Origin of the sequence: Thiospirillum jenense (assembly GCF_014145225.1) — a bacterium.
Classification (GTDB): domain Bacteria; phylum Pseudomonadota; class Gammaproteobacteria; order Chromatiales; family Chromatiaceae; genus Thiospirillum; species Thiospirillum jenense.
This window is the reverse complement of record NZ_JABVCQ010000034.1, coordinates 14,437-30,792: the sequence shown is the minus strand read 5'-3', so window position 1 is coordinate 30,792 and position 16,356 is coordinate 14,437. Positions and strand designations below refer to the sequence as shown.

Genomic DNA, 16,356 nt, shown 5'->3' with positions numbered 1-16,356 from the left:
TATCCGCCCAGCCTTGACCGCCGGTAGTTTTAATCGTGCCATGTTCAAAACAATAAAACGCGCCGGTTGGATCAGCCGCAGCCGGTGTTAATTCATTTAATAATTGACACAGATCGCAAAAATGTTCTTGCGCTGCCGAGCGTTCTTTTAAGGTGGTGCGCTGCCATTTAATGATGAATTCGTCGGGGGTCATGGGGTGAGTCACGCTGGAATTAGTATTGATTAAATCTGCAACTAATCACGCGCTCTTTAATTGCAGCGCGCCGGCAATTTTCAATCGTGGGCTGGCAATCGGAAGCGGCGCTATGATTAAAAGTTATCAACACATCACCGATGATAAAAACGCTTTTTTAATGGCAACTAGCCACCCCGCGCCTGTTGATAATAATCAGCATAACGTGCCTCTAATAATGATAAATTTAAAAGCGTGGCGGTCGCCCGACTGCATTGCGGTTCATCAGCGAGCGCCGGCGCCGTATTCACCAATGCGGTGAAACTTGAATCCAATAAACGCAACGCTGTTTGATAGGGTTCATGTAAATGCTTTGCTAAATGGACGTGCAAATCGGGCGTATTCGTTTGCACTTGCTGGAATGCGACATCCGCCTGTTGAAAAAATGCGCGCACTTGTGCCAATACCCGCTCGACATTGGCATACCAATATTCATTCCACCACGCTGTTAATGGATGGTCAGTTGGCAATAGCGTTAATGCCGCTAAACGGTCAGTCAATTGCTGTTGGGTTTGACATTTCAATTGCCGTAACCATTGAGTGCGCAATTTGTTTTGAATAGCGACCGCGTCTAATCCAATTAACCGGTGCATATTCATCCCGGGCAAAAAGTCGTTATTGATACGGGCGTGGGTGAGTAATTCACGCGCCGCTGTCAATACCGTCTGCGCTTGAATCAGTTGCGGGCGCACATCCCATTCAGATGGCCAGCGGTTTAATTGCGCTAACCAGGGATGCGCGGCAGGATTAATTGGCGTTGCGTCATTTGCCAGCGGTGCTAATAAATGCGCCCAAAAGGTCGTCCGAAATTGCGTTAATTCGTCCGGCGTTAATTCGCTAAATTCTACTGGTAATACCTGTAAATCTAATTGCGCGGCGTCTTGATCGAGTTCATTTTGCCATAACGTTAATACCCGTTCACGCAAGCGATTATTCAAGCGTTCTTGATCTGGACGTGGGCAATGTGTAATGACGATAATTAACGTTGGACGGCCGACAAAATCGGCGGTGCTAAAGGTGTCTAAAAACTCGCGCAGGCGTTCGCTATTCGCGCTGCCATCCAACCGGTTTGCATTCACGACAAACACCAGCGCGAGATTATGATAGCCCGCCATTAAATCAATTGCGGCGCTGTCGGCCAACGCATCATCACCCGAATTCCAGCCGGGCATGTCAATTAATAATAGACGTTTGGGATCGTTGTTATCTTCGTAATGATCGCCATCGGGTAAAAACAGGTGCTGATCGGGAATAGTTAATTGCAGGCGATGATGTTGCGGGTCATAGTCGGCTAATTCCTCGCGCACGGGAAATTGCGTTAATAGTTTAATTGGCGCGGCGGTATCGTAATCATTAGCGCGTTGAATTAACGTTAATGCGGGCGTCGGGGCAAAGGTGATTTCGAGTGGTAGCCGCGTTTGGCATTCAAGCGAGCTGACGGGGAATAATGGCGGTGGAATGACATCGCCGAGTAATTCGCGCAATAGGCGCGTTTTGCCAGCGGAGAATTCGCCAATGACTCGCGCACTGAGTAGCCCGTCGGGCGGCGTGGCGGTGCGTTGCATGTGATTAGAAAAGGTGCGTAAAGTGCGATAAACAATGGCGGTATTGGTGGTGGGAGATGACATGGATGCTACTCTGGGGTGAATTAAACAATGTGGTTGCTCATCAATAATCAATACTATAGAATAATCACTCGACAGGATTCAACATTTTTACGGAATGACCTATGAACAGTTTGTGTGTGACCACTCAAGTGACTGATGACGGTATGCTGCATCTTCCTTTAGCCGAATTGGCTGGTCAAGCAGTGAAAGTGATGATTGTGCCGTTGACATCTGAACAGGCGCCTGCACCACCTGTTTTAATTGGTCAAGCGGCATTGAATGCTGCGATAGCAATTGGTTTTGTGGGCGGTTTTGAAGCTGATCCGCAGCTTTCTATTGATTATAAAAATCAACTGGATTGGTCTGCCAAATTATGATTATTGCTAATTGTCGTGTACCGTTTTTGATATGTTAAAATCATAGTGCTTGGTTATTCTGTCAATACATAGCAGGAGTATTGGGTATGAAAACAGTTGCTATTTATGTTAATGACAGCTTAGTTGACGCGGCGCGTTTTGCGGCTGAAGTCGAATACCGGACTGTGCCAGAGCAATTGGCATTTTGGGCTAGGGTTGGGCGAGCGGCATTAGAAAATCCTGATTTGCCTGCGCCATTTATTGCGGAGTGTCTCATGGCAATGAATGAAGCGACTGAAGAGGCGATTCCTTATTGTGCCGCGTTCAGGAATTGAAAGATGATATGAGAAGTCCGCTAAACACGCCGCAAACAGTCATTGTTGACTGTTGTCATTTAATCGTTTTCCCCGTCATGTCGAGTGCCGCAACAAATCTTAATTGTTGCCGCCAAACGTTTTCATCAAAATGGAATATCATCGTCAAATGGCTCACTATTCACCCAACTACGCACGAGACGGACGTAGAAGGTGCAGCCGTCGTAACGACCATTACCGTCGTAACCAAAGTTAAAGCTCACATACCAAGCGCTGTTCGAGTAGTAGGGATTAGGAGACCCTGACCAAAACCACGAACTCGGTGTATTCGGAAATGCCCGCTGATCAATAGTGGGTTGTTTGAAATTATCCTCGCATGGTTTGCCAGTGTCATTCCACAACTTGGGTTTGCTGCTAGAACAATAGATAAGCGTTTTTAATTCATCAATAGAAGGCAGCCGCCAGTCACTAAAGCCTGCATGGCGGCATTTTTGCGCGGCAATCTTTGCATTATCCCAATCAAATTCTCCTGCTTCTCCGATACACGTTTTTCCATCCCAAGTCTGCCCCAATGCACAGCGCATCCATTGCAAATTGGTTTTAACATCTAATACCGTGCCATCCCCCAAATCCCGATAACGGCCATTGATGAGTTCACTTTCACCAGATACGGACTGATTTGGATTTTCAGTTTTTAGCGTTGGTTGTCGTGGCGTTTCAATCGGATTGTTATTCAGCCGTTCATTCAACAACATCTCCATTTGCGCCAGTTTATTTATCGCTGCGGTCATGGTTTGATCGTGTTGTTGTAATTGTTCAGCAAGTAATTGTTGCTGTTGTTCAATTTGCGCATTGAACTGTTCCGCACTATCGTCTAGCCGTTCATTTAGCGACAGTTCCATTTGCGCCAATGTCTCTATAGTCTGCGCAGCATCACGTTGTTGTTCAGTCATTGCCTGATTGAACTGCTGCAACTGACCAGTAAATAATTGCTGTTGCGCTTCAATCTGCTCAAGGCGCATACTGAGTTGTTTATTCGTATTTGCCACGCTGGTTGCCACCTGCGTTAATTGGCGCAAATAATTTTTATCAATGTTGGCCGCATGTCCTGCTAATCGCGCCAATTGCCGCAAATACTCATCGGTGCGTTGGTCAATGCCGAATTCGAGTAAAAATCGCAATAATTCTTCGTCAAGTGGGATGGCGGGATTTTTTGTTGGTTGAGTGCTGTCGTTATTCTGCATGGTGTTATTTTTCTAAATGGTTGCTATTCAATCAAAAAAATTAAAATCATTGTCCTCTGCGCACGAGGCGCACAAGACTATTGGTAGTCGGCAGATTGCTATACGCTTCACCATCGCTAAAGTCCAAACGCAATAAACGGTCTTTATAGAAAGAATTTGACAAAAACCATATACAGGGCGTCATTGGAAAAACGACCGAATCAATCACTGGTTTATCATACCTATCCCGGCAGGGAAAACCAGTATCGTTCCATAGTTTAGGCTTGCCACTAGAGCAATAAATTAGGGTTTTTAATTCATTAATGGATGGCAACCGCCAGTCACTAAAACCCGCATGACGACATTCCTGCGCTGCAATTTTTGCATCATTCCAGTTAAATTTAGTTGCTTCACCAACACATGTTTTCCCATCCCATGTCTGCCCCAACGCACAGCGCATCCATTGCAAATTCGTTTTGACATCTAACACCGTGCTATCGCCCAAATCCCGATAACGGCCATTGATAAGCGCAGATTCAGTGGTCGCCTTGTCAATTTTCTCATTTTGCGCATCTAACAACTGTTGCGCATTCAACAACATCTCCATTCGCGCCAGTTTATCCATCGCTGCGGTCATTGCCTGATTGAACTGCTGCAACTGACCAGTAAATAATTGCTGTTGCGCTTCAATCTGCTCAAGGCGCGTACTGAGTTGTTTATTCGTATTTGCCACGCTGGTTGCCACCTGCGTTAATTGGCGCAAATAGTTTTTATCAATGTTGGCCGCGTGTGCCGCGAGTCGCGCTAATTGCCGCAAATACTCATCGGTGCGCTGTTCAATGCCGAATTCGAGTAAAAATCGCAATAGTTCTTCATCAAGTGGGATGGCGGGATTTTTTGTTGGTTGAGTGCTGTCGTTATTCTGCATGGTGTTAATGATTGTATTAATTATTTAAATCCGTTTTCCAAAAAATGGAAATAGCCATTAATCAAGATCACAACAGACGCGGAAGCCGCCAGCTTGGGAAACATTCGTAGCCTCAGAACTATGGCGGGACGCGGAACGACAACGCGAGGAATGAGAAGCCCAGCATCCACCGCGTTGAACACGCTTATTTTTCAATACCCAAGCATTTCCTTCCCAAGCACTGCCATCAACTGGCGCTCCGTTATAATTGTCATGCCAATAATCTTGACACCATTCATAAACATTGCCGTGTACTTGGTATAGTCCGAAAGGATTAGGTGCAAAACTTTTAACTGGTACAGTCTGTATTTTTGTGCTAAGTACAAAATCGAAAAAACTTTCGTTACCGTGATTGGCTAGGCTGGTATTAATTTCATTACCCCACCAAAAGTCAGTGCTGGTAGCTGCACGAGCAGCGTATTCCCATTCAGCTTCACTTGGCAGGCGATAGCGATAACCGGTTTGTTCACTTAACCATTCACAATATGCTTGCGCATCCCCCCAAGTGACATAAACCATAGGATGTTGGCTATAACTCCATTTTTCAGGTTTCCGACGCCATGTGCGTTCACAGAAAACCGTGTATTCGGCAAAGGTCACAGTAAAGCGCCCAATGGCAAATGGTTGTGCAATAGTGACTTCATGTTGTGGGCGTTCCATGTCTCTAGCTGAACCCATAAAAAAACGACCCGGGGGTATTACGAGCATCTCGGGTCCTTGACTACCATCTTTGAGCGAATGATAAAAGGCAACTTCTAATCCCAACATTTTGGCGGTTTTGCGCTGCAATTGTTGAACTACAGCAATAGGCTGTTCGTGCATGTCTCTAAGAGTAGTATCATCATCGTCAGATTGTTCAGTAGATTCTTCGCTTATATTGTTAGAGTTGATAATCCGCTCCGTAATGCTTTCATCTTCTGTAGCCGCTTCTTTATCTATTGCTTGACTCTGTTGCCTCAAATTTTCGATTTGAACAACTAAATCCATAATAGTTTGTGAATTTTCAGCAAGCTGTACGTCATATTTCACAAATTGCTTAGTGAGCAACTGCTCTTGTTGTTCAATTTGCGCATTCAACTGTTCCGCACTATCGTCTAGTCGTTCATTTAGCGACAGTTCCATTTGCGCCAACGTCTCTACAGTCTGCGCAGCATCGCGTTGTTGTTCAGTCATTGCTTGATTGAACTGCTGCAATTGACCGGTAAATAATTGCTGTTGTGCTTCAATCTGCTCAAGGCGCGTACTGAGTTGTTTATTCGTATTTGCCACGCTGGTTGCCATCTGCGTTAATTGGCGCAAATAATTTTTATCAATGTTGGCCGCATGTGCTGCTAATCGCGCTAATTGCCGCAAATACTCATCCGTGCGCTGTTCAATGCCAAATTCGAGTAAAAATCGCAATAGTTCTTGGTCAAGTGGGATGGCAGACTTTTTTATTGTTTGATTACTCTCATCATTCTGCATAATTCAACACCTGTTATTGATTCCCCTCTCATTAAAAAGAGGGGAAGTTTTATTCAAAAGCACAATTTTGCCTATTGCACCCGCGCCAGCACCGCCTGCAATTGCGTCGCCTCCACCTGCAACTGCGCCAACACCGCCGCCCGTTCCGCCGGCGCCGCGTCCAACCGCCCGCGCAACGTATCAATGTCCGCCAAGCGCTCACTCAACAACGCCTCCACCCGCGCCTCCCAGTCATCACGCACCCGCGCCCGCAACACCTCCGCCATCTGCCCGGCTTGCTGGTCAAAACTGTGCTGCCAGTGCGCCACCGCCTGCGCCACCTGACGTTGCACCGCCATCTGCCGCTCAGTTCGCGCCGCCTGCTCAAATGCCTGCTGCCGCTCGACTGCGTACCGCTGCAAATCCGCCAACCGCGCCTCCAACTGCGCCTGCTCGCGGCGATTCTGTTCCAACGCCCAACCCGTCAATTGACGCGCATTCACCACCTCCTCCTGCTGCGCCAACTGCGCCCGCACCTCGCGCACTTGCGCATCACACTGCGCCAGCATCGCATCGCGCTGGGCTAACGCCTCGGGATCAGTCACCACCTCCTCACGCGGGATGCTGTCCAACTTCGCGCCCAACTGCTCGCCCCAGTAACCCAGAGACAACCCCTCCAGTATTTTGAGACGGTCACGCATTGGCGGCGGCACGATGTCACTGTTTTGAGCGACGGTGCGCACCGTCGTCGCCGTTTTCGCCACCTTGCCCAGCACCGCCGCCGCTTTAGTCCCCGCCAACAACGGACTGAGTAGCACCAGCGCCAAATCACCGATCTCACCGGCCATCCGCCCCATCACCGCGCCCGTGCCGCGATTTTCCAATTGCCGCACAATTTGCGGCAACGGCTGCGCCGCCACCTGGTCACGTTGCCGCAGCACCTCGCGCAACGCCCGTTCAGACACGGTCAAATCCGCCTCCGGCAACTGCGCCAAGCGCTCCAATTGCCCCGCGTACTCGGTGGCGTACGCATCCAGTGCCTGCTGCAACTGCTGCTGGCGCGCCTGATCGAGAAATTCGCTCGCGTCCACCGTCACCGGCGGCGGCAAGCGCAAATTGAGACTGGTCACTTGCGCCTCGGGCAGCGCCAGCTCGCCGTAACCAGTTGATAACGCGCTAAATTCCCCCGCCGCGTCCCGCAACGCAGCGCGTAACGCCTCACCACCGGCAGTGGCAAATTGTTCCCAATCGCTTTCCAATTGCACCGCCGCGGCCAGCGGCGCCAACGTGCCGTCCAACTGCAATTTGCTTTGTTCAACAATGACTTGAGCGCGAGTCGCCAGCGCCGCCCGCTCCGACTGCGCCTGCGCCTGATGCGCACTGCGCACGGCCAGCAACGCCTGCCGCCGTGCCAATAATTCCGCCCGCAACGCCTGCGTCGCCGCGTCAGACTCCACTGCACACGCCGCCTGCGCTGCCGCGTTTTGCCCCAGCGCATTGGTCAGCAACGGGCGCAACTCGGCCGTCAACCGCTGCTGCCGAATGGCGTGGCGTTCATCCCGCGCTTGCGTGAGGAAAGTTTGGATCACGTCCCGCCCGAGTCCGGCGCGACTGGTCGGCGTCAACGGCAACTGCAACCCAGTTTGCGCAGTGATCTGCTGCGCCCAACGCTGCACATCCGGGCGCTGTTCACCTCGCGCCACAGCCGCGTCCACCTCATCCCAGCGGGCGACCAGCAGCAAAACGCGCTTGCCAGCCTGCGCAATCTGCCGCAGCGTCGCCAGATCAGCGGCATCCGGCCCACGCGGTGCAATCAGGTACAGCACGGCGTCGGCTTGCTGGATTTGCGCGGTGGTGTACGCCTGATGCCGCGCCGTGACGCCGCCCAACCCGGGCAAATCAATTAACAACAGCCCGCGCAACCAATCCTGCGGCAAAGTAACGCTGGCGCAGGCCGCCCCTGCTGGCGCTTGCGTCGCCACCTGCGCCAATGCCGCGTCATCTAATGAAACGGTGCTGCCGTCGCTATTGAGCAATTGCAACGTGCGCGTATTGCCATATTCAATAAAGGTCGGCAATGCGGTCGTCTCTTCCCGCGCCGTCGGCAATAATGACTCGGCAATTAACATATTTAATAAACTGCTTTTGCCGACCGAAAATGCGCCGAGTAAAATCACCCGCAATGGCGCATCAAGTGGTGGCAGGCGCTCGGTCAATTCAGCAATAGCGGGTTGACACGACGCGGGCAATTGATTGGCTAAACTGTCAAGCGTAAAGGCGGTAGTGGACATGAGAGATTCCTCAATTGGTTAAAGCGGCGCTGGTCATTGCCATCACATCGGCAACCGCTCGTTCTCCCTCTAATAACGCGGCACGGCGGGCATTGATCTGCGCTTGACTTTGTTGCAACAGCAATTGAATTTCTTGCTGCTGCGTCCGCTTTGCATTTAATGGTTCGAGCATTTGTTCACGCACACAACTAGCTAATAACTGCGCTTGTTGCTGAAACATGTCGCGCAAACTATCGGCTAAATAACGTTCAATCCCACTAATACTCGCTTCTAATTGGTGGAGCGTATTGCGGCGCAATTGCGTGAGCGTGTCATGGATTAACGCTTCTTCATCCTGCCGCGCCTGTTGCTCGGCTTTTTGCAATTCCTTTTCACGCTGCGCCATTTGCTTCTCATATTTCTTACGCGCTGTTTCCGCCGTGATACGCCGCCCCGTCCGTTCTAATTCCTCTTGTTGAATTGCCGCTAATGCCGTTTCACGATCAGCCATTTGCTCGCGCAATTCACCGCGTTCTTGGTCATAAACGCGGCCTGCACTATCATCGCGGCGTGTCACTGTTGAATAACTCGGTGAGCACCACAGAAAACCACTGCCCCAATCGCTCGTTCTATACGTTTCAGAATAAATCCGCGCTTCTGGCCGTGATCCCATTCCGTCTAATTGACGTTGCACCCGCGCTAAATTGGCCTCCGCATGACGCCGTTTATTCTCATCAATCCGATTACGCGCAATCTCACCATCGAGCGTATCAATCTCATCTTCTAACCGCGTTTTTTCCGCATTCAATTGCGCCATGCGTTGCTGATGTTCTTCCAACACCGAAAAATCAAACGTCAAGTTTAATGATAATTCGGGCAACTGAATATTCAACTGCGTTAAATGCCCTTCAATCTCACGCGCATGGCGGCGCATCGCATCTAAATAACTAGCGCGCAAGCCATCTAAGGTCGTTTGCACCGCCGTTTTTTGTTGCTGCCACAAGCGATCTAATTGCCCCGCCACCTGTTTGTATTGCTGATCCAATTCAGGCGGCAGCCCAATGTTGCGCTCACCTTTATTAACCAAACGGCGCACATAAGATTCAGTGACTTGATCGTCAACCGCATCGCGCAATTTAATCAACGGTTTTAGTAATTCCTCGCGGGTTTTATCGGTCATCACTTGCGCAGCGCGTTCGTGTTCATCACGCGATTCGCGGGTTTCGCGTTCCTCATCATGCTGCAATTCACGAATATCTAAATCAAGTTTTTGCAATTCCTGCTCGCGTTGCACGGCACTCTTATCCGCGTTTAATTGCACCAGTTCATTCGCAATGTGTTCGGCCAATTGCCGCTGAATATCGGTCAACTGTTTTAATGGCTTGAGCAGAATTTGTTCCTGTGCCTCGCCGCTGGTTAATAGCGCCGCAATCCGTTCAGCTAAATAACCCATATTAGAACGCCGCTGCCGCTCAGGGTCGGCATCCTTTGCCCAAGCAGCACTAACGCCAAATAATTGCGTGGCACCGGTTAAGGATGCAAATTCTGCTTGTGCCTGTTCACCTAATTTTTCGGCAAAATTTTTGCGCACCAATTGTAGTTTTTTAGCGGTACGTTCCTCTTCATTCATTGCCCGATCATGCGCATCTTCTGGCTCTAATACTCGATCCCATTTATTGACCACCGTAATGAACTTTTGAAAGTTCCGCCGCAACGTTTGGCGCATGAATTCCCATTCAGAACCATTCGCACCGAGTTGACCTGTATCCTGTACCCACAATGCGATATGTGCCTCAGCGATAGCTCTGTGCGTAATCTCTTCGTGATGTTTAACAATGGTTCCTAATCCCGGTGTGTCAATTAACACCAACCCTTTATTGAGCAAATCGTGGTCAAAGAAAACCTCAATATGTGACACCTGCTGCCGCTCTGCTTGATGACTGTCATCTAATTCAGTTCCCCAGCGTTTTAATGCTGCATCATCCGTCCAGGCGATTTCTTGCGGCGGGCGATCATCTTGATAATGTACGCGAATAAATGGCTCAGTGTGGCCAGCGGGTAACTTTTGTAAAAACGTATTTGTCGCCGTCGTGGTTTCCAGCGCAGCAGGTAATAAATCAATGCCTAATAGTGCATTAATTAGCATCGATTTCCCGCGTGAAAACTCGCCCAACACCACCAGCTTGACTTGATCGGACGCTAATGATTGTTGCAATTCGCCAAAATGGCGGTGCGTGGTTTTTAATTCAGCACTGCCAAATTGGTCAAATAATTCTTGAGTGCGTGTGAGATAAGCGCGGGCGTTGTCAATCCGATTTTGACGATCGGCGAGTGAACGAGAGAGAAATTCATTCGTGCTAGTCATAAGATGATCTCAAGGACAAGAACAGGTTAATAAAACACGGCGGAATTTAATGCCGTGCGGTGAATAAACTCGCGTCAAATATATTAAAAAATGGGGCGCTGGGTAATGACACGAGCAGGCAATACGATACGCCGTTGCACGCGATTTGTCATTAGGTTGCAACACGCAGGAGAATAGAAAAATTGAATGGGAAATTAGATGCGGGCGGGGTGGTAGCATCCCCATCCTGGCGGCTGGGAACGATCAATCAAATCTTTCGGCGTAATCAATTAGCAGTTGATTATTTTAATGACAATTCCCGCCGATTATCACCCGCTGCGCCAGCGAGTGCGCCAGTTGAGATGGCCGTGGCAATTTCAATGGTATCGGGTGCAATAGCGCGGGCGAATACTTTATGCCCGTCTAAATCGCCAATGAAATCCAAGCGTTTTTTGAATAGCCCCGGCTCGCCAATGGTCAATTCGCCGGTGTGCGCTCGCGGCAATTGGGTGTAATACACATTGAATACGCGATTGCGCGGCGTACCCAATTCGTGCCATTCACCGTAGCCGCAGCCTTGATGCAATCCGACTTGGAATTTGCCGTGCCGTTCACGCCCGACGTAATACGCGAATGGCGCTTCGCCGTGACTATCACTCGCCGCGTGGTTAATAACTTTAATCACGCCGCCGGGGCAGAGATTTAATAAGCCGAGTGCGACGCCGGTTTTCGCGGTTGGGCGAAAGACCGCGCCAGCATCCACGGGCAATGGTGAATGCACTGTTAATTGCGGGACGTGCGCGCCAAATAACGTTGCTAATGTAGTTTGTACTCGCGTGGTTAATGAATCGGCATGAGTGGATTGATCTGCTGTGGGTGATTTCTCATTAACATAACCCCATTGTTCACCAGACCAAACATAGACATCATCAACAGATAACGCCGCGCCAGCATTGGTGTTGTCGTGATTCGGCGCCGCCGCCGTCAATCCAAATAACCGCGCCACGATCTGCGAGCGACTGGCATTGCCGGCCAGCAAAATGTGAATCTGCTGCGGCGGGTTGTTGGCAAAGGCTTTGCGCATCGCCGCGAGGAAATTGTCCACGCCCTGCGCAATGCGATTTTCTAAATACTCGGTCAGCGCCGCCGACGGGAGCGTCAATTCGCAACCTTCCACTTTGCCGCCGTCACGATTTAGCAGCGCCACCCGTTCCACGCCGCTACTGTTTGGCAACTGTCCCTGCTCCCACAACGGGCGCAATTTAGCAATTAAAATCAGCGTGTTAGTTTGCGCGGCTTGGGTGTGTTCGAGGAACATTTCCGAGCCGGGGAAATCGTCGGCATCGAGCGGGCGGGTGAAGGCGATTTGATGCTGGCGGCACAGGTCGAGGTTGTGGCGGAAGGTGCGATAGGCCAGATTTTCCAGCAGATTTTCGCCGCCGAGGAATTGATCGCCCGCGACGCCGAAGTGTTCAAACACCGCCTCCCAGCCCGCGTCTTCTTCGCTGGCGTCCGGCAGGCGGTAGCGCCCGAAGTCAAAATCCGCCGTGCCGCCGCCGAAATCAAACACGGCATACGCTTCGCCGTCGGTGGTCGGGTGGACGCCGAGTAATGGCAGCGCGGCGGCGGCGTAGGCGGCGGGTTCGGAGGCGAGTTCCTCGACGCTGAACTCGGCAAAAATCGGTTGCGTGACGAGGGTGGCGGGCAGACTGCGTTGCAGGCCGCGGCGGAATGATGCCAAGATTTTCTGTTTAATATCAGTGGGATAGGCGACGGGAAACGTCATGTAATAGCGCAAAAAGAGGCCGCGCCCGCGCCAGTTGATGGTCAGGCCGAGAAACCACGCATACAGTTCGACCGGGTCAAACGGATCGCTGGCGCTGACGGTGAGCGGCTGCCCCTTGACCGGCATTCGCAACGTGAGCGGCGCTAATTCGTGTTCTAAGCCGCTGATTTGACTGGTAATGCGCACCGGCGCCGCTTTGGTTTCGCGCAACGCCCACTGTTTGAGTTTGGTCAGGACGCTGGCGACCACTGCTTTGTCGGTTTCGTTGTGGCGCAGGCGGTGCAGTGCCTCGTGCGAACAGCGCACCTGATCCCACAAGACGCCGGGGCGGTAGGCGTCAATTCGCCACGCGGTTAATAATGCGGCGATGTCGAGCAATTCTAATACGGTCGGGTTTTCATAATCGCTGGGGTGTTCTTTTGCCCAAAAATCCTGTACGCCAATACGCAGTAATTTGTGTTGGCCATTATCATCATAGGCGACGACGGTGCTGCTGGTGCCGAAATCAATTGTCACATTCCAATCTTTGACATCAATCGCGGGATTGCGGGCGCGGACGCCGGCCGCGTGCAAGTCATTCGCATCCCAATTCCAGAATTCCCACATGCCTTTATTCGGATCATTAAATTGCGCTGCTTCGAGTTTGGGCAGGCGGGCGGCGAGCCAATCAATTGGGCTGTAGAGCGTTTTTAAGTCGGGAGTGCCGCGCAGTGGGGCGAGTAAATCGGGGGCATTATTCACGCCGCACGGCTGAAAAAACCAGTTGTTTTGTAAAGCAGCGTTAATAAAAGATTCGGCGGTTGAATTGAGAAATGGTGGGTTGCAGGCGATTAAATAACCACTACATCCTGAGATAACTGATGCCGATGTTCCGCGATCTAAATCAATTATCCCACCCGCGCAAAGCCAGTAATTTACATTTAATAAACGGATAGCAGCGCCAGAACGTAGTGGATTTTTTGTATTAGCGGCAAATACAACTAACTCATCACGGCTAGGCAAACGCCATTTATCAAGTGTGCCAAGTTTTAATTGTGCCGCTTTTTGTTTACCATCATTTTCGTACAGCCCAGTCCTAGCATCTGGTTTAGCATCCCACAATAACCGTTGTTTACTGTCATACAGCATGACCTTCTCTTGATTTGCCACGCCGACCCACCAAAAATCGTATTGCGCAAATGCCGCTTTGATTTGATTGAATTGTTCCGTGCGATACGCATCTTGCAAATACGCGGGGAAATCAGTTGTCATGGCAAGAGTCTCAATCTTGAATTGATGGCGACGAGCGAGCGCGTGGAGTTGCGCAATGAACGTGCGTTCGAGTTGATGGTCACTGAGTGCGGCCAGCGTGGTGAGTATAGTATGCAATTTTGTTCACCGGTAGCAAGTGTCATTTTTAATGAGCGGCGCGATTTTAGCACTTGACAAGTGAATTACTTAAAGATGAAAATAAACGCATTACTTGCAATGAGTAATACGGGATTGGTCTCCCATCATAGTTCTGACGGATAAAAGCAGTTTTATTGCGTCCGTAAATACGCTCCAGTTTGCTATGGGCGAACCGTGTGCGGGCATCTTCGGATGCACCCGACCAGAACCGGGCAGACCAACCCACGCGGTAAGCCCACCTTCAATTGGTCTTGGAGGCGGCTATTTTTAATAGCAGTTCTGGAGTCATCTAATGAACGAGTTAATTCCTGTTCCCTTCCGCGCTACTACTCTCTTTTTAATTGATGTTGACGGTACGCCGTATGTCCCGATGAAACCAGTTGTCGAGGGCATGGGGTTGGCATGGCAACCACAACATGTAAAAATGACTGAAAATCAAAGGTTTGCAACCTGCATCATGGAAATCGTGACGCTGATGCCGGGCGATGATCAACGCCGTTCTATGTGTTGCCTGCTTTTGCGCAAACTCCCCGGCTGGTTAATGACTATTTACCCAAATAAAGTCAAACCCGCAATCCGCGACAACATCATTGCTTATCAAAACGAATGTGATGATGTGTTATGGGAATATTGGTCGAAAGGTCACGCCATCAATCCGCGTACAGAGCAAACGCCTGAATCAACACCAACAATCACCAATTATGAATACGCCGCCAATCTTGTGCTGGTATTCATTCGTGCGGCGAAAGCATTTGGATTGCGGGGCAATCAAGCACGGCTATCTGCTAATCGTGCCATTCGGCATTTCACAGGTGTGAATTTACTAGAAGCGATGGGTCACACTTATCTTGAGGCACCCGATCAAGAAGTGTTATTAGCAGTCTCTGATCTGGCATTGCGTTTGAATTATGCCATACATGCAGTGAATCCAAAAATAACGAATGCTGGATTACAAACCGAGCATCGTGATCATAAAAATAAACTGTATTATGAATTAACCCCGCTAGGGCATCGCTTTGGTGTTTATCTCGATACCAATAAAAAACATAGTGATGGAACGCCGATTAGACAGATCAAATGGCGCGCCAGTGTTATTGAGTGTTTGCAGAATAACGAGCGTTAAATTGCTCTGTTAAACTTGACCGTTCCCACGCACCCGCACGGGAATGGTTTTATTAAGTCGCCACCAATGGTTTTTTCTGCAAGTCACCCGCCGCATTGCGCAACCCCGGCAACCATTCATCCCGAATCACCTCACCCTTTGCCGCCCCGCGCTCGTGGTTTTTATAATCAAATGGCGTACCAATTGTCACCGACTGCAATTCGGCTTGTTTATCACGCCAAATCAAATTATGAATCTGCACCGCACCGCTGAGAATCGCCCGTTCAATTGCCGTTGCCGGGCGCTGGTTTTCTTTACAACGAGCGGCTAAACGCTCCCACAATTGCAATACCTGATCCCATTGCGCGGCCAACGCCACCAATTGCAATAACTGCCGCCCTTCATTATCGTTTGTATTCACCCGCCACCACGCGGCCAAATCGGCATCATTCTTGACCTGCGTTAATAATGTCAATTCAGATTTTAATTGTTCACGCAATGGATCGGGTTTAGTGGCGAGCGGTGACGAGTGACTTTTCATGGGTGGAATATTGCGCATCAATTCACCTTGTTTAGCAAGCGTTGGTTGCAATGTCAATTGTGCCTGATTGTCATCTTGACTACTGACAATTGCCCGCACGGCAGCGCGGATGTCGGCATCATATTGCAGCAACAATAACAAATCCGTATAGATCAACTTTTTCGGCAAATAATCATCATCACGCAATTTTGCCAACCGTTTCGCTTCTTTTTCATTCATCCTAAAAACTCCTGCAATACATCAGTCATTTCGGTGCGCAACACCAGCGCATATTGGTGTTGCAATTTATGACACGCAAATAAAATACGCGCCCGCTCCATTGCTGGCAATTGCAATAATTGCTGCCGACTCGCCGCCACTTCCGCCGCCGTTGGTTCGGGAAATGGCGACGGAATACGCGGCACTTCTGCCGACCGCGCCAATGTCGCCACCACTGCCGGCGGCACCGTCCCCCACACATTGCGAAAGAGCGCGGGCAAATACGTTAATAATGACGTTAATTCAGGTGGCTCAATTGCCGCCAAGCGCCGCAGCAATTGACGATTTTCCGCCGCCAAGCGCTGGTTTTCTAATCGCAATGCCGGCAATTCAACTAAACCGGCATCCCGTTCTATTCGGGCGGTGCGTTCGGCCAACATGTCTAAAAAGCAATAAATCACCCGCTCTTCTGTTGCCGAGCGCAAGAAGTTTTCTATTGTTGGCGGGGAATCAGAATTAGCATCAATCATACAGGTTTCATTCGTTAGGTTGCAATTCATTGAATCGTTCCCACGCGCCAGCCT

General features: G+C 50.1%; 13 protein-coding genes. 3 read left to right on the top strand and 10 right to left on the bottom strand.

Going from position 1 to position 16,356, the window contains the following annotated elements:
• Both HUK38_RS12690 and HUK38_RS12685 read right to left on the bottom strand, forming a co-directional pair.
• The coding region (locus tag HUK38_RS12690) for a hypothetical protein (RefSeq protein WP_238787646.1) at positions 1 to 193 on the bottom strand (193 nt) is incomplete at its 3' end.
• A gap of 167 nt (positions 194 to 360) precedes the next feature.
• Positions 361 to 1,860 carry a dynamin family protein gene (locus HUK38_RS12685; RefSeq protein WP_182584704.1) on the bottom strand — a complete coding sequence of 500 codons (1,500 nt, stop codon included), beginning with the start codon at positions 1,858 to 1,860 and terminating at the stop codon, positions 361 to 363.
• Between the two features lie 101 nt (positions 1,861 to 1,961).
• Here HUK38_RS12685 and HUK38_RS12680 point away from each other — a divergent pair, with 101 nt between their 5' ends.
• Positions 1,962 to 2,216, top strand: coding sequence for a hypothetical protein (locus HUK38_RS12680; RefSeq protein ID WP_182584703.1), 255 nt, complete (start codon positions 1,962 to 1,964; stop codon positions 2,214 to 2,216).
• A gap of 86 nt (positions 2,217 to 2,302) precedes the next feature.
• Positions 2,303 to 2,530 (top strand): TA system antitoxin ParD family protein, encoded by a 228-nt coding sequence (locus HUK38_RS12675; protein WP_182584702.1) that lies wholly within the window; start codon positions 2,303 to 2,305, stop codon positions 2,528 to 2,530.
• A gap of 125 nt (positions 2,531 to 2,655) precedes the next feature.
• Here the strand turns inward: HUK38_RS12675 and HUK38_RS12670 are convergent, their stop codons facing one another.
• The 6 genes from HUK38_RS12670 to HUK38_RS12645 form a co-directional block, all read right to left on the bottom strand.
• Positions 2,656 to 3,753, bottom strand: coding sequence for an Lcl C-terminal domain-containing protein (locus HUK38_RS12670; RefSeq protein WP_182584701.1), 1,098 nt, complete (start codon positions 3,751 to 3,753; stop codon positions 2,656 to 2,658).
• Between the two features lie 46 nt (positions 3,754 to 3,799).
• On the bottom strand, positions 3,800 to 4,660 hold the full coding sequence (locus HUK38_RS12665) for an Lcl C-terminal domain-containing protein (RefSeq protein WP_182584700.1): 861 nt from the start codon (positions 4,658 to 4,660) through the stop codon (positions 3,800 to 3,802).
• A gap of 57 nt (positions 4,661 to 4,717) precedes the next feature.
• Entirely contained in the window at positions 4,718 to 6,052 is a 1,335-nt protein-coding gene (locus HUK38_RS12660) for a formylglycine-generating enzyme family protein (protein WP_182584699.1), read from the bottom strand.
• A gap of 182 nt (positions 6,053 to 6,234) precedes the next feature.
• Positions 6,235 to 8,433, bottom strand: a complete 2,199-nt coding sequence (locus HUK38_RS15425) for a dynamin family protein (RefSeq protein ID WP_182584698.1) — start codon at positions 8,431 to 8,433, stop codon at positions 6,235 to 6,237.
• A gap of 10 nt (positions 8,434 to 8,443) precedes the next feature.
• Entirely contained in the window at positions 8,444 to 10,777 is a 2,334-nt protein-coding gene (locus tag HUK38_RS12650) for a dynamin family protein (protein WP_182584697.1), read from the bottom strand.
• A 280-nt stretch (positions 10,778 to 11,057) separates the two neighbouring features.
• Positions 11,058 to 13,910, bottom strand: coding sequence for an acetate and sugar kinases/Hsc70/actin family protein (locus tag HUK38_RS12645; RefSeq protein WP_182584696.1), 2,853 nt, complete (start codon positions 13,908 to 13,910; stop codon positions 11,058 to 11,060).
• A 313-nt stretch (positions 13,911 to 14,223) separates the two neighbouring features.
• On the opposite strand from HUK38_RS12645, the gene HUK38_RS12640 reads away from it, so the two are divergent.
• A complete protein-coding gene (locus HUK38_RS12640; protein ID WP_182584695.1) occupies positions 14,224 to 15,054 on the top strand; it encodes a phage antirepressor N-terminal domain-containing protein in 831 nt (276 codons plus the stop codon).
• Positions 15,055 to 15,106: 52 nt separating this feature from the next.
• Here HUK38_RS12640 and HUK38_RS12635 read toward each other — a convergent pair whose 3' ends face one another.
• Both HUK38_RS12635 and HUK38_RS12630 read right to left on the bottom strand, forming a co-directional pair.
• Positions 15,107 to 15,793, bottom strand: a complete 687-nt coding sequence (locus HUK38_RS12635) for a hypothetical protein (RefSeq protein ID WP_182584694.1) — start codon at positions 15,791 to 15,793, stop codon at positions 15,107 to 15,109.
• The gene (locus HUK38_RS12630; protein ID WP_182584693.1) at positions 15,790 to 16,332 is read right to left on the bottom strand and encodes a hypothetical protein; all 543 of its coding nucleotides are present in this window, start codon (positions 16,330 to 16,332) and stop codon (positions 15,790 to 15,792) included. Before HUK38_RS12630 ends, HUK38_RS12635 begins: the two co-directional genes overlap by 4 nt.
• Positions 16,333 to 16,356 lie beyond the last annotated feature (24 nt).

Coding starts and splice junctions, on each gene's coding strand:
- HUK38_RS12630 (WP_182584693.1), bottom strand. CDS start 16,332: ATGAATTGCAACCTAACGAATGAAACCTGTATGATTGATGCTAATTCT.
- HUK38_RS12685 (WP_182584704.1), bottom strand. CDS start 1,860: ATGTCATCTCCCACCACCAATACCGCCATTGTTTATCGCACTTTACGC.
- HUK38_RS12665 (WP_182584700.1), bottom strand. CDS start 4,660: ATGCAGAATAACGACAGCACTCAACCAACAAAAAATCCCGCCATCCCA.
- HUK38_RS12640 (WP_182584695.1), top strand. CDS start 14,224: ATGAACGAGTTAATTCCTGTTCCCTTCCGCGCTACTACTCTCTTTTTA.
- HUK38_RS15425 (WP_182584698.1), bottom strand. CDS start 8,433: ATGTCCACTACCGCCTTTACGCTTGACAGTTTAGCCAATCAATTGCCC.
- HUK38_RS12650 (WP_182584697.1), bottom strand. CDS start 10,777: ATGACTAGCACGAATGAATTTCTCTCTCGTTCACTCGCCGATCGTCAA.
- HUK38_RS12635 (WP_182584694.1), bottom strand. CDS start 15,793: ATGAATGAAAAAGAAGCGAAACGGTTGGCAAAATTGCGTGATGATGAT.
- HUK38_RS12675 (WP_182584702.1), top strand. CDS start 2,303: ATGAAAACAGTTGCTATTTATGTTAATGACAGCTTAGTTGACGCGGCG.
- HUK38_RS12680 (WP_182584703.1), top strand. CDS start 1,962: ATGAACAGTTTGTGTGTGACCACTCAAGTGACTGATGACGGTATGCTG.
- HUK38_RS12670 (WP_182584701.1), bottom strand. CDS start 3,753: ATGCAGAATAACGACAGCACTCAACCAACAAAAAATCCCGCCATCCCA.